The following is a 12,891-nucleotide window of genomic DNA, read 5'->3' on the forward strand; positions in this document are numbered from 1 at the left end:
AGAGATGAGCCTGTTCAAACGGGTTAAAAATATTTTGAAAAAAGCCGAGCCGCTTCCGCAAGAGCGAAGCGTATTGACGATGGGCCCCGGGGACGTATGCGAGGTGTCCCTTGTCACTTACCAGGTGACCGGGCGCACGAAGCCGACGGCCCGCAACGAAGTCTGGCTGACGCTTCGGGATGGCGCGGACGTCCGCTACTTGAACATCGAGCAGCGGCTCGATATGTCATATTCCATATTTAACACGATCGACGGCCGCCTCGATTCGATGGACGAAGTCCCGGCGCATATCGAGCTGGACGGCATCGATTACCACCTGGAAGACCAGTACAGCACGCGGATCGTCGAGTCGGGCAGCACGCCCTTTACCTCGGCTGGAGGCGAGCTCTACGTGTGGCGTTTTCAATCGGACGGGCGCAAGCTGCTCCGGATCGAGTGGCAGGACGGGCGCTTCATGCTGTATGAAGGCGAGAGCGTGCTGCCTGGCGACGTCGAGTGGCTGAGAGGAAGCGGACGATGAGCGGTCCGTCACGCAGGCGATCCGGCCGCGGATGGCTGCGTTCTTCCATTCATCTGACCGTCATGCTGGCGCTCGTCGCGACGCTGCTGTCCGCATGCGGATCGAGCCTGAACGTCCAGGAGACTTATCCGCTCGAATCGGTTAGCGGCAGCGGCAGTCAGACTTCCTACGTCTACAGGGCGGCGGGCGAGACGGTTCAGGAGGTCGCGACGGCGCTCGAGGCCAAGAAGAAGCCCCAGCAGGTGTCCAAGGACGACCCCGAGCATATGTTCCTCGTCTATTCGGATCAGATCATTCACGTGCAAAAAGATCCGAACAAGCCGGAGGACAGCCTGGTCGAGGTCGACTCCAAGGAGTACGTGCGGCAGAACTACAGTCCGTCTTTCCTGGAGGGCTACCTGCTCGCGAGCCTGATCGGCAATCTGTTCGATTCGTCGAGAGGCGGCTATTACGGCGACTATCGCGGCTACGGCAGCCAGAAATCGTATCCGCCGACTACGGGCACCTACCGTACGCCGACGGTCAGCGACCAGAAAGTCGCGCCGCCGCTCACGGTGGACAAAAAAGGATCGATCTTCAAGCGCGGCGGCTCGTCGGGCTCCAGCGGCAGCGTAGGCTCCGACGGACTTTTCGGCAAGAAAAAATCGTCGACCGGCAGCATCACCCGCGACGGTACGAGCAGCTCCGGCAGCAAGTCGGGCTCGAGCTTCAAGCCGCGAAAGACGACGAAGCCGCGAACGAGCTTCGGCGGATCGGGACGCATCAGGCGACGATGACGGCCTGGACCGGAGACTAACAAAACAGTATGGCGTGAAGCACGCGCCGCTTGTTCCCTCAGTTCGAATGATGGGAGCGGGCGGCGTTTTTGGTTTTTACTCAGACCGTGTAAATGAGCGATGAATCGATGGCGGAAATGGCGGCGCATCATAAAAGCCGACGCGGTGACAAGTCCGCGCCGGCTTAGAAAAGGCGTTATTCAGCGATGTCCGTAGTAGCCCCGCTCGTACGCCTTCGCGAATAGATCGGTCTTGCCGTCGAGACGGCGGAGCGCGTCGATCGCCCAATATGGATTGCGCAGCATGGCGCGGCCGATCATGGCAAGGTCGGCGTCGCCGGATGCGACGACGTGCTCGGCAAGCTCGGGATCGTCCAGCATGCCGACGGCGCTGACAGGGACGCCAAGCGCTTCCTTCAGAGCGCGGGCGAAAGGGACTTGGTAGCCCGGGTAGTTTCCTGGCGTGCCCTTCACCGCCGGGCCGCCTTCGCCCCCGGTGGAAACGTCGAACATGTCGACGCCGGCATCGCGGTATGCGCGCGCGATTTCGAGCATGTGATCAAGGCCGTAGGCATACTCGGCGTACTCGATCGCGGATACGCGCATGAGCAGCGGCATATCGGGCGGCAGAACGGCCTTGACGGCCTTAATGACTTCGACGCCGAATTTGGCTTTGTCGCGTCCGAATTCATCGTCCCGCTTGTTGATGCCCGGCGAGTGGAATTGATGGATCAGGTAGCCGTGCGCGCCGTGCAGCTGGATCGTATCGAAGCCGGCTTGAACCGCGCGGGCTGCGGCATCGGCGAACTTGCCGACCAACGCCCAGGCTTCTTCGGTGCCGAGGGCGCGGGGCTGCTTGGCCGTGTTGTCGAACGGCTCGCTCCAGGGGCCGACCGGCGGTTCCGCGTCCAATGCTTTGCGCCCCGCATGCGCGATCTGGACGCCGATCTTGGCGCCGTGCTTGTGGACTTCGTCTACGATGCGACGGTAAGCGGGGATCTGCTCATCCGACCACAGTCCGAGATCCCGGTTCGAGATGCGGCCGTCCGGCTCGACGTCCGTCATCTCGACGAGGATAAGTCCGGCGCCGCCGACGGCGCGGGAGACGTAGTGAACGAAGTGCCAGTCGTTAGGGGCGCCGTCCTCGGCTTCGACGGAGTATTGGCACATCGGGCTCATGGCGACGCGGTTGCGGAGCGTCAGCCCCTTTAACGTAAAAGGGGATCCAAGCTGGCTCATCGACTTCACTCGCTTTCTTATTAACTGTATATAAACTAGTATCAGTTATGATTGTACCCGCATAAATATAGTTGTGCAACCAGACCACTCGGATAAACGAAACGCGCCTCATCGCTCGGCTTTTGTCTGCGCGATAGCCGCATTCCGCAGACGCTTGCGGAGCAGCGCCCAAACCAGCAGCGGGGGAGCTGCCGAACACGAGCAGGAGCACGCGGATGATCACGGGATTGGCGCTGACGGACACGCAAACGATAAACGTCAAGGCGCCGACGAAGCGCCCGGCATTCAGCGCCAGCTCGCGAAGGATGACGCGTTCCTCCCGCTGCTTGACGTCCGCTTCATTGCCCCCGATCTGGTCGAACACGACCGATACGGAAGGGATGGAGAAAAGCGGTACGAAGATGGCGGTGCCTAATCCGAAAATAAGGAGCTCTGAATAGCCTGTCCCCCACAATAACGGAACGATAAACAAAGTCATCATCAGCGCGCCGGTGAGCATGCCCCAGAACCGTCTGCTCGGCTTTAGCAGCCTGCCTGCGATCCAAAAGCTGAGCAACGCTGCGGCGGACGTATAGAGCGAGAAGCTCCCGAGCTTCATTTCGCTTCCGGTGGACGTATAGACGAGCAAGGCGATAACGAATCCGAAGATGCCTTCCCGGAGCCCCTGCGCAACCATGGCGCCCGAGATCGCGCGCCAGGGGTTGCCTTTCCGAAGCAGGCTCCCTAGCCCGAGTCGCCAGTCGTACCGTCCGGACGGCTCCCGCTTGTGGAGGCCGAACGTGAGCGCGGCGCCTGCGACGAATATGGCCAGGGAGATGGCGAAAATGAGACGATAGCCCGCATTGCCGCCGCTGCTCGATATGAGCAGGCCGGAGAGCCAAGGCGCCAGCATGCCGGACAACGAGCCGAGCAGCCCCGCCCAGCCGTTGAAACGGTCGCGGTTGCCGGGTCCGGTGATCTCGAAGTAGACGATGTTAAACGACAGCCAGAACAAACCGGAGGAGATGCCCTGAACGAGCCCCAGGATAGGCACTGCATCCGCGGCGCGGGTGCCGAAGGCGAGCACCAGGCCGTAAAATGCGGCTGCCGCGATGACGCCCCCGCGCAAGGCGTTCATCTTGTTGCCTTCCTTGACCCATTTTCCGGCCAGCCAGAAGGTGAGCGACATCGAGAGCTGGTGCACGACGGCAAACCATCCGAGAAGCGCGTAGTCGTGTTTGATTTTCCAAATGAAAATGTTGACGAAAGTGGCGGACAACGCATTTCCGCAGGTGAACAATGCATTCACGGCGAGCAGCAGCAAGGCTTGGCGGTCGAGTTTTGTCGTCTTAGTCGCCCGCGGTTCGTCCTCTGCACGTCCGACATCCGTAAATTCGCGTCCCCGCTCGTGCCCAAGCAGCGGAAAACGAGAGGATTTTGAAGAAGTACCCGGCATGCCGCCCTCCTGAAGTCGCACTGGAATTCAATGCCCGAAGCGGGCGCAGTTTGATTAGGATGGTCGCGGCGGGGGGAAATCATGAATGAAAAAAATCCCGCCCCTCGTCGAGGGCGGGATCGAAGCGCAAATCAAATGAGCAGCGTAATGACCAGTAGTTCGTACAGCACGAGCGTCAAGATCGCATTCGCGGCGAACGGGCCTAAAAAACGGGCGTCCATCGCGCTCGGCGCGACGGCCAGATGAAGGTGGCAGCCGTCGACGCCGATGACCGTCCCCTCGTAAATGTGGCCGTCCATCGTCTTTACGCGCACGTTTCGGTTGTAGTGGGCGCCGCAGATGTCGGACAGCTTTTGCCGGATTTGCTTTGCGCCGGCGACCCAATCCTGATTGGCCTCGTAGATCGGCGCGTTGGCGTCCAAGGCTTTATTTTTTGAAGTCATGGTCAATCCTCCTTGGGCTTTGTGTCATCAGCCTATGCGGAGGAAGGCCCAAGGGTGACAAATGCCGGGATGGAGCGGGCAATGCGATCTTAATCGGCGCTGCCGGCGGACATTACGGCGCGGTGCCGTTCTCTTTTTTGTTATAAACGCCGCTGCCGACGCCTTCCTTCAGCTTCTCGTAAACCGTCTTGCCGTTCTCGTCTTTGACCGCGCCGAATGCGGTGTTCGCGTACGTGAACACGGTCTCGCGAGTGGCGGCCTTGGTTTTGCTGATCCCTTTGGCGGAGTTAGCGTCCAGGATCCCCTTTTCCATCGCGGCTTTGACGTAAGCGGACGCCCAATCCGTCGTCGACGAATCCGGCTTGATGTCCAGGAATTTGCACAGCAAGGCTACCGCTTCGGCGGACGTAATGTTTCCGTTCGGATTAAATTTGCCGTTGCCGGTGCCGAGCGTGTAGCCGTTTTCTTCGATTAACTCCTTGGCCGAGGAAATATAGCCGCTGTACCAGGAACCGGGCGCTACGTCGGTAAAGGAAGACGTTTGGACGGGCGATTTGGCCTCCGTCTCTAAACCGAACGCGCGAACCATGATGACGGCGAGCTGCGCTCTCGTGATGTTGTCGCCGAGGTTGAGGTTGCCCTTCAGGTCGCCGGAGATGATGCCTGCATCAATAAGCGCCTTAAGCTTTTCTTCGGCCGCGGAGCCTGCTGCAGTTGCGGAGCCGCCGAGCGCGGCCAGCAAGACCGCGCCTGCCGCCAGCGCTGACAATGCCTTTTTCGTCTTTTTCAAATAAATACGCCTCCCTTATGCTTTCTGATATCATTATCGGCGGGCCGCGGCGATCGTTACAGAGGAATATGAGCGGACAGGCGCGCGCTGGAAGCGTTGGCGACGCATGGATGCGCCGCGGGGGGAGACAATGATATAATGGACGGGCATCTGAACGGACAAAGGAGAGGAACACCATGGGGCGATTGCAGGTTTGCGACCACCCGCTGATTCAGCATAAAGTCACTTTTTTTGCGCGATAAAAAAGACGGAAACCAAACAGTTCCGGGAGCTTGTGGACGAGATCTCCACGCTGATGGCGTACGAAGCCACGCGGGATTTCCCGCTGACGACGGCGAAGGTACAGACGCCGGTCGTCGAAGCCGAGGGCAAGATCATCGCGGGCCGTATGGTCGGCCTGATCCCCATCCTCCGTGCCGGCCTAGGCATGGTCGACGGCGTTCTGAAGCTGCTGCCTTCCGCCCGCGTGGGCCATATCGGGCTCTATCGGGACGAGGAGACGCTCCAGCCGGTCGAGTATTACGTCAGCTTGCCGACCGACGTGACCGAGCGAGAGCTCATCGTGCTCGATCCGATGCTCGCGACGGGCGGCTCGGCCAACGCGGCGATCTCGATCCTGAAGCAGCGCGGCTGCAAGCCGACCAAGCTGATGTGTCTCATCGCGGCGCCGGAGGGCGTTAAGGCCGTCCAGGAAGCACACCCGGAGATCGATATTTTCGTCGCGGCTTTAGACTCGCATCTCAACGAACACGGATACATAGTGCCGGGACTCGGCGATGCCGGCGACCGGCTGTACGGAACCAAATAAAGACGAGCTAGGCTTGTGGGAGGAACGGACTTGTGAAACCGATAAAAATCATGTCGATATTCGGCGTGCGCCCCGAAGCGATCAAGATGGCGCCGCTCGTGCTGGAGCTGCAAAAATACCCCGGCCTGATCGAATCCACCGTATGCGTCACGGCGCAGCACCGGCAGATGCTCGATCAGGTGCTGGATATTTTCGATATCCGGCCGGACTACGATATGAACGTCATGCAGGTCGGACAGACGCTGAACGAGATCACGATCCGCGTCCTGCAAGGGCTGGAGCCGATTCTGGCCGAGGCCAAGCCCGACATGGTGCTCGTGCACGGCGATACGCTGACGAGCTTCCTGGCGAGCTATGCCGCGTTCCTGCAGCAGATCCAGATCGGCCATGTCGAAGCCGGGCTGCGCACCTGGAACAAGCTCTCTCCGTATCCGGAGGAGATGAACCGGCAGTTGACCGGCGTGCTGGCGGACGCGCACTTCGCGCCGACCCAGTGGTCGGCGGGCAACCTGCGGAAGGAAAGCAAGCCCGAGGACCGGATCTACGTGACGGGCAACACGGTAACGGACGTATTTCAATATACGGTGAAGCCGGACTTTTCGCATCCTGTACTCGACTGGGCAAAAGGCAAGCGTCTGGTGCTGATGACGGCTCACCGCCGCGAGAACCAGGGCGAGCCTCATCGCCATATTTTTAGTGCTGTCCGCAAGCTTGCCGAAACGCACGAAGATATCGCCATCGTCTATCCCGTGCATCCGAATCCGGCCGTCAAAGGACCGGCCGAGGAGATTCTGGGCGGCCACCCGCGCATCCGCCTGATCGATCCGCTCGACGTCGTCGAGCTGCACAATTTCTACAAGCACACCTATCTGATCCTGACCGATTCGGGCGGCCTTCAAGAAGAGGCGCCTTCGTACGGCGTACCCGTGCTCGTGCTGCGGGATACGACGGAGCGTCCGGAGGGCGTCGGGGCCGGCACGCTGGAGCTCGTCGGCACGGACGAGCATCTGATCTTCGACAGGGCGAGCGCCCTGCTCACCGATCCGGCGCTGTACGAGCGGATGAGCCATGCCGCCAACCCTTACGGGGACGGGCAAGCTTCGAAGCGGATCGCGCAAGCGATCCTGCACCATTTCGGCAGGGGAGAGCGGCCGTCGGCCTTCGAAGGTTGACGAGCGAGGCGACGGTTCTGCCTATGGGGATCCATGCCCCATGGGCGGGCTGTCGCCTTTTGCGCATAGGCGAGGCGTCAAAAAACGACGGCGATTTTTTCGCGGTTTGGAGAATCTGCTCGCACGGGTGGCGGAATGAAGGTGGAATTGTCTACAGCGTACAGCGCAACTGTATGGTTTGAAAAGCGGAAGAATCCAGATTTATCAAGGGTTTGACGGGCTTGCGTTCACATAATGTTTGAATTTATGCGAATTGACAAATCCCATCGGCCAAGGATACAATATTACCTGAACCATTAGGAAGAAAGGGCTTACTTGAAGTCGAATTTCTTGCTGATGGGATCGAAGGAGCGGATGTCCATGCCCGAATCCGAACGAAAACCGCCTCTGCCGCCGGACGAAAATCCATGGCGCGCAGCCGGGCTCGTAACCGCGATCGGTGTCGAACTGGCCGTGTGCGTAGGCCTGGGCTGGTGGATCGGATCCGTCGTTGACGGCAACCGCGGCACCTCGACTTGGTATCTGGTCGGACTTATCGTCGGCCTCGTCGCCGGCATCGGTTCGGCCGTGGGCCTCATTCGGAAGTTCGCCGTCAAGGGAAGGGGCAAATGATGGACGATTTGCCTGCTTTGATGAAGAAGGTTTCTCGCATTACGTTCTTTTTTTTTGTCCATGGGATGTCTGGGGTGGGCGGTATTGCCCGCTTATAAGACTGTCTTCGGAGGGTTCCTGATCGGTGCGATCGGCAGCCTGCTCGTCGCGTGGCATCTGGCCTGGAAGACCGTTCGGATCGGCGAAGCCGCGTCCGGCGGCAGAAGACCCCGCTCGGGGTTCGGCTTCCTCTCCCGCGCCGCGCTGGCCCTGCTCGCCGCGTTCGTGTCGGTTCGCCTGCTCGAGTTCAATCTCCCGGCTACCGTAGCGGGATTAATTGCGGCGCCGTTGGCAACACTCCTACTGGGTATCTTGTCCAGACGCCGCCAAGGCGTACACGCCACCGATGAAAGGGGTGAAAAGCACTAACATGGATCACTTAGCGCCAATCGTCATTCTCGGCGGTGTGAAGTTCGACCTTGCGGCTATCATCATGGTCATCGTGACCAGCGTCGTCGCATTTGTACTCGCGCGCCTGTCCGTCCGCAACCTGTCCGTGGACAATCCCGGCAAGCTGCAGAACTTCATGGAGTGGGTCGTCGAGTTCGTCAGCAACATCATCGGGATGGCGACAGACTTCAAACGGGGTCGCGTCTACCTGAGCCTCGGTCTTACGCTGATCATCTACATTTTCATCGGCAACATGCTCGGCCTTCCGTTCAACTTCATTACCGAAGCGCACGGTCACGCGACGTTCCTCGGAATGGACCTGTTCATGAACGGCGAAGAGGAAGCTCACTTCGCATGGTGGAAGTCTCCTACGGCAGACGCTGCTATGACGATGGGACTCGCCCTTACCGTCATCGTGATCTCGCACATTCAGGGTTTCCGCCACAACCGCAAGCATTACCTCAAGCATTACTTCGAGCCGTGGCCGTTCTTCTTTCCGATCAACCTGATCGAGACGGTCGCCAAGCCGCTGACGCTCGGTCTCCGGCTATTCGGCAACATCTACGCCGGCGAAGTCATGATCGGCGTTATCCTTGGCATGGGTTGGGTCGGGATTCCGGCGCTTCTCGTCTGGCAGGGCTTCAGTATATTCGTAGGTGCCATCCAAGCGTTCGTATTTACGATGCTGACCATGGTGTATATCGGTCAGGCTAGCATTCACGAAGAAGATCATTAATCTCAAAGTACCCAATTCGAGGAGGATATTCACAAATGGAAATCTATGCTCTGTTAGCAGCTGCAATCGTGTTCGGCCTTGGCGCGCTCGGCGCCGGTATCGGTAACGGCCTGATCTTCTCCAAGACGGTTGAAGGCATCTCCCGCCAGCCTGAGCTGCGCGGCGCACTGCAAACGACGGCGTTCATCGGCGTAGGTCTGGTAGAAGCACTGCCGATCATCTCCCTCGTCCTCGCGTTCATCTTCATGGCGAAGTAAGCAATTTCATCTATAACGTTAGGCGCGGAGAGCCATCTGCCTCCACGCCTTCCTTATGCAAGAGGGCGCAATTCGGATTTGATCGACAGTTTTTGGGTGAAAGGAGTGGCTATCGTTGACCATCACATGGACCAACTTTTTTGTTCAAGTCATCGCATTCGGCATCTTGTATCTGCTGCTGTCGAAGTATGCCTTCGGTCCGCTTTTCGGCATCATGGAAAAGCGCCGTCAGCTTGTCAAAGAGCAGATCGACACGGCCGAGCGCAACCGCTCCGAGAGCGAGCGCTTCCTCGAAGAGCAGAAGCAATCGCTGCAGCAAGCGCGCAAGGAAGCCTATGATATTATCGAACAAGCGAAGTCGACCGGCTCCAAGCAAGCCGACGACATCATCGCCGCGGCGCGCGGCGAATCCAGCCGCCTGAAAGAAGAGGCGGTACGCGACATCGAAGCCGAGAAGAACAAGGCCATCGCGTCGCTCAAGTCCGAAGTCGGCGGCCTGTCCGTACAGATCGCCAGCAAGATCCTCGAGAAGCAAGTCGACGCGGGCGCCCAAGGCGAACTGGTCGATCAATATCTCAAAGACGTAGGTAAGTCGTCATGAGCCGCGGCACGGTCGTAGCCAAACGATACGCCAGGGCGCTCTTCGATCTGGCGCGCGAGCAAGACGCCGTGGCCAGCACGGAGAGCGAGCTGAAGCTGATCGCTGACGCGATCGAAGCGAACGCAGACGTGCGCGTCTTCCTGTCGGCGCCGAACATCACGCTGGACAAGAAAATCGCGCTGCTGCGCGGCACGTTCGGCGACAAAGTGTCGCAGATCGTGCTGAACACGGTTAGCCTGCTGGTCGAACGCGGTCGCGAGACTGAGATCCCGGCGGTGCTGGACGCGTACATGTCGGTCGCCGGAGGCGTCCTCGGACGCGCGGACGCGCTGGTCACTTCGGCCAAGCCGCTCACGCCCGAGCAGACCGAAGAGATCGCGACGCGCTTCAAGGCCGTCATCGGCAAAAACGTGCGCGTCATCGGCGAGGTTGACGAGTCGCTGATCGGCGGCATCACCGTCCGCATCGGCGACACGCTCTACGACGGCAGCCTGCGCGGCAAGCTGAGCCGTCTATCCAAAGAACTTCAAACGAGTCTGTAATATACGCATGTATCTTGTAAGTAGGAGACAGGGGTGAACGAATTGAGTATCCGTCCTGAAGAAATCAGCACGCTGATCAAGCAGCAGATTCAGAACTATCAATCCGATATCCAAGTCGTTGACGTCGGTACCGTCATCACGGTCGGCGACGGCGTCGCTCGCGTCCACGGATTGGAAAAAGCGATGGCCGGCGAGCTGCTTGAATTCTCGAACGGCGTCGTGGGCATGGCCCTCAACCTCGAAGAAGACAACGTCGGCGTCGTCATCTTGGGTCCGTACACCGGCATTCGCGAAGGCGACCAAGTCAAGCGTACCGGCCGCATCATGGAAGTGCCGGTCGGCGAAGCGATGCTCGGCCGCGTAGTTAACGCGCTGGGCCAGCCGGTCGACGGCAACGGTCCGATCGCCACGACGAAGTTCCGCCCGATCGAATCCCCGGCTCCGGGCGTCATGGCCCGTAAGTCCGTATTCGAGCCGATGCAGACCGGCATCAAGGCGATCGACGCGATGATCCCGATCGGCCGCGGCCAACGGGAGCTCATCATCGGCGACCGCCAGACGGGCAAGACGACGATCGCGATCGACACGATCGTCAACCAAAAGGGCAATGGCGTCATCTGTATCTACGTCGCCATCGGCCAGAAGCAATCGACCGTTCGTACGGTAGTAGAGTCCCTCCGCCGCCAAGGCGCGCTGGACTACACGATCGTCGTTACGGCGAGCGCGTCCGAGCCGTCCCCGCTGCTCTACATCGCGCCGTACACCGGCTGCGCTATGGGCGAAGAATTCATGTACAACGGCAAGCACGTCCTGATCATCTATGATGACTTGACCAAGCAAGCCGCCGCATATCGCGAGCTGTCCCTGTTGCTCCGCCGTCCTCCGGGCCGCGAAGCTTATCCGGGCGACGTATTCTACCTGCACTCCCGTCTGCTGGAGCGCGCGGCCAAGCTGAACGACGAGCTCGGCGGCGGTTCCCTGACCGCGCTGCCGTTCATCGAGACCCAGGCCGGCGACATCTCGGCTTACATCCCGACGAACGTCATCTCGATCACCGACGGCCAGATCTTCCTCGAGTCCGACCTGTTCTACTCCGGCCAGCGTCCGGCGGTCAACGTCGGTAACTCGGTATCCCGCGTAGGTTCGTCCGCGCAGACGAAGGCGATGAAGAAGGTCGCGGGCACGCTCAAGACCGACCTCGCCCAATACCGCGAGCTGGCTGCGTTCGCGGCGTTCGGCTCCGATCTGGATAAGGTTACGCAATCCCGTCTCGACCGCGGTATCCGCACTCTCGAGATTCTGAAGCAAGGCATCAACGTACCGATGCCGCTGGAGCGCCAAGTCGTCTCCCTGTACCTGGTCACCAAAGGCTACGCCGACAGCGTGCCGGTACAAGACGTACGCCGCTTCGAATCCGAGTTCCTGAGCTATCTGGATGCGCAGCGCCCGGAGATTCTGGCGTCCATCCGCGATACGAAGGACATTTTGCCCGACAACGACAAGGCGCTCGTCGATGCGATCGGCGCCTTCAAGAAGAGCTTCGCTACGACCGCTTAAGCTAGCATAGCGAAGGCTTCGGCCATAGAAGCTTCCGCGCCGGCGCGCGACCGCGAGGTCGAGACGGCGCGGACAATAAGGTGGTGACATGAATGGCTAAAGGGATGCGCGAGATTAAGCGTCAGATCAAGAGCACGCAGAACATGAAGCAGATCACCAAGGCGATGGAGCTCGTCGCGGCGGCGAACCTCAAACGCGCGCAAAATGCGGCGCTCGCGGGCCGGCCTTATGCCGACAAGCTCAAAGAAGTCGTCTCGAGCATCGCCGGCGGCGGCGGCAGCGTCAAGCACCCGATGCTCCAATCCCGCGAGGTGAAAAAGACGGCTTATATCGTCTTCACGTCCGACCGCGGTCTGGCCGGCGGCCTCAACAGCGGTCTGCTGAAGAAGTTCGTGGACACGCTGAAGAGCAAGCACAAGTCCAAGGCGGAGTATGATCTGTTCGTCATCGGACGCAAAGGCCGCGACTACCTGAGACGCCGCGATTATGCGATCGTTCAGGATGTCATCGGCGTGCCCGACTCGCCGAAGTTTGCCGACGTTAAGGCAATCGCGGCTGCGGCCGTAGGCGGGTTCGAGCAGGGGACTTACGACGAGGTCCATCTCGTCTACAACCGGTTCATCAACGCGCTCACGCAGCTGCCGACGGTCAAGCAGCTGCTGCCGCTCGACGCTTCGGCGCTTGGCGCGACGAAGCAAGCGGGTCCGAGCGCGGGCTACGAGTACGAGCCGTCTCCGGAAGCGGTGCTGAACGTCCTGCTGCCGAAGTATGCGGAGACCCTGGTCTACAGCGCGCTGCTGGAGAACAAGGCGAGCGAGTTCGGCTCGCGGATGACCGCAATGAGCAACGCGACCAAGAACGCCACCAAACGGATCAACGAGCTGACCCTGACGTACAACCGCGCGCGTCAAGCGGCCATCACGCAGGAGATCGCCGAGATCGTCGGCGGCGCAAACGCATTGAGCTAAACTTTCG

15 protein-coding genes and 1 pseudogene are annotated in these 12,891 nt (G+C 60.0%); 12 read left to right on the forward strand and 4 right to left on the reverse strand.

What is annotated here, in order from left to right; all coding sequences use genetic code 11:
* Positions 1 to 4 precede the first annotated feature (4 nt).
* Entirely contained in the window at positions 5 to 520 is a 516-nt protein-coding gene (locus tag OMP38_RS29265) for a DUF4178 domain-containing protein (protein ID WP_277568211.1), read from the forward strand.
* Positions 517 to 1,296 (forward strand): DUF4247 domain-containing protein, encoded by a 780-nt coding sequence (locus OMP38_RS29270; RefSeq protein WP_277568212.1) that lies wholly within the window; start codon positions 517 to 519, stop codon positions 1,294 to 1,296. The genes OMP38_RS29265 and OMP38_RS29270 overlap by 4 nt, the downstream gene beginning before the upstream one ends.
* A 200-nt stretch (positions 1,297 to 1,496) precedes the next feature.
* On the opposite strand, the gene OMP38_RS29275 is transcribed toward OMP38_RS29270, so the two are convergent.
* The 4 genes from OMP38_RS29275 to OMP38_RS29290 all read right to left on the reverse strand — a co-directional run bounded on the left by OMP38_RS29275 (position 1,497) and on the right by OMP38_RS29290 (position 5,202).
* Positions 1,497 to 2,534: an NADH:flavin oxidoreductase/NADH oxidase gene (locus OMP38_RS29275; RefSeq protein ID WP_277568213.1), complete on the reverse strand. Its 1,038-nt coding sequence runs from the start codon at positions 2,532 to 2,534 to the stop codon at positions 1,497 to 1,499.
* Positions 2,425 to 3,969 carry an MFS transporter gene (locus tag OMP38_RS29280; RefSeq protein WP_277568214.1) on the reverse strand — a complete coding sequence of 515 codons (1,545 nt, stop codon included), beginning with the start codon at positions 3,967 to 3,969 and terminating at the stop codon, positions 2,425 to 2,427. Before OMP38_RS29280 ends, OMP38_RS29275 begins: the two co-directional genes overlap by 110 nt.
* 131 nt (positions 3,970 to 4,100) lie before the next feature.
* Entirely contained in the window at positions 4,101 to 4,412 is a 312-nt protein-coding gene (locus OMP38_RS29285; RefSeq protein ID WP_277568215.1) for an acetyl-CoA acetyltransferase, read from the reverse strand.
* A 112-nt stretch (positions 4,413 to 4,524) separates the two neighbouring features.
* On the reverse strand, positions 4,525 to 5,202 hold the full coding sequence (locus tag OMP38_RS29290; protein ID WP_277568216.1) for an S-layer homology domain-containing protein: 678 nt from the start codon (positions 5,200 to 5,202) through the stop codon (positions 4,525 to 4,527).
* Between the two features lie 176 nt (positions 5,203 to 5,378).
* On the opposite strand from OMP38_RS29290, the pseudogene upp reads away from it, so the two are divergent.
* The 10 genes and pseudogenes from upp to atpG all read left to right on the forward strand — a co-directional run bounded on the left by upp (position 5,379) and on the right by atpG (position 12,884).
* Positions 5,379 to 6,010: pseudogene (gene upp, locus OMP38_RS29295) on the forward strand (uracil phosphoribosyltransferase).
* Between the two features lie 32 nt (positions 6,011 to 6,042).
* Positions 6,043 to 7,182, forward strand: coding sequence for a non-hydrolyzing UDP-N-acetylglucosamine 2-epimerase (gene wecB, locus OMP38_RS29300; protein ID WP_277568217.1), 1,140 nt, complete (start codon positions 6,043 to 6,045; stop codon positions 7,180 to 7,182).
* Positions 7,183 to 7,497: 315 nt separating this feature from the next.
* Positions 7,498 to 7,794 (forward strand): AtpZ/AtpI family protein, encoded by a 297-nt coding sequence (locus OMP38_RS29305; protein ID WP_277568218.1) that lies wholly within the window; start codon positions 7,498 to 7,500, stop codon positions 7,792 to 7,794.
* Between the two features lie 54 nt (positions 7,795 to 7,848).
* Positions 7,849 to 8,202: an ATP synthase subunit I gene (locus OMP38_RS29310; protein WP_338130693.1), complete on the forward strand. Its 354-nt coding sequence runs from the start codon at positions 7,849 to 7,851 to the stop codon at positions 8,200 to 8,202.
* A 1-nt stretch (position 8,203) separates the two neighbouring features.
* On the forward strand, positions 8,204 to 8,959 hold the full coding sequence (atpB, locus tag OMP38_RS29315; protein ID WP_277568219.1) for a F0F1 ATP synthase subunit A: 756 nt from the start codon (positions 8,204 to 8,206) through the stop codon (positions 8,957 to 8,959).
* A gap of 35 nt (positions 8,960 to 8,994) precedes the next feature.
* Positions 8,995 to 9,216 (forward strand): F0F1 ATP synthase subunit C, encoded by a 222-nt coding sequence (gene atpE / locus OMP38_RS29320; protein WP_090116173.1) that lies wholly within the window; start codon positions 8,995 to 8,997, stop codon positions 9,214 to 9,216.
* A 115-nt stretch (positions 9,217 to 9,331) separates the two neighbouring features.
* Positions 9,332 to 9,817 (forward strand): F0F1 ATP synthase subunit B, encoded by a 486-nt coding sequence (gene atpF / locus OMP38_RS29325; RefSeq protein WP_277568220.1) that lies wholly within the window; start codon positions 9,332 to 9,334, stop codon positions 9,815 to 9,817.
* Entirely contained in the window at positions 9,814 to 10,359 is a 546-nt protein-coding gene (locus OMP38_RS29330) for a F0F1 ATP synthase subunit delta (protein ID WP_277568221.1), read from the forward strand. The genes atpF and OMP38_RS29330 overlap by 4 nt, the downstream gene beginning before the upstream one ends.
* A 42-nt stretch (positions 10,360 to 10,401) precedes the next feature.
* Positions 10,402 to 11,916, forward strand: a complete 1,515-nt coding sequence (atpA, locus tag OMP38_RS29335; protein WP_277568412.1) for a F0F1 ATP synthase subunit alpha — start codon at positions 10,402 to 10,404, stop codon at positions 11,914 to 11,916.
* Positions 11,917 to 12,008: 92 nt separating this feature from the next.
* Entirely contained in the window at positions 12,009 to 12,884 is an 876-nt protein-coding gene (gene atpG / locus OMP38_RS29340; RefSeq protein ID WP_277568222.1) for an ATP synthase F1 subunit gamma, read from the forward strand.
* The last annotated feature ends 7 nt before the right edge of the window (positions 12,885 to 12,891 follow it).

Origin of the sequence: Cohnella ginsengisoli, from assembly GCF_029525555.1 — a bacterium.
GTDB classification, from domain to species: domain Bacteria; phylum Bacillota; class Bacilli; order Paenibacillales; family Paenibacillaceae; genus Cohnella; species Cohnella ginsengisoli.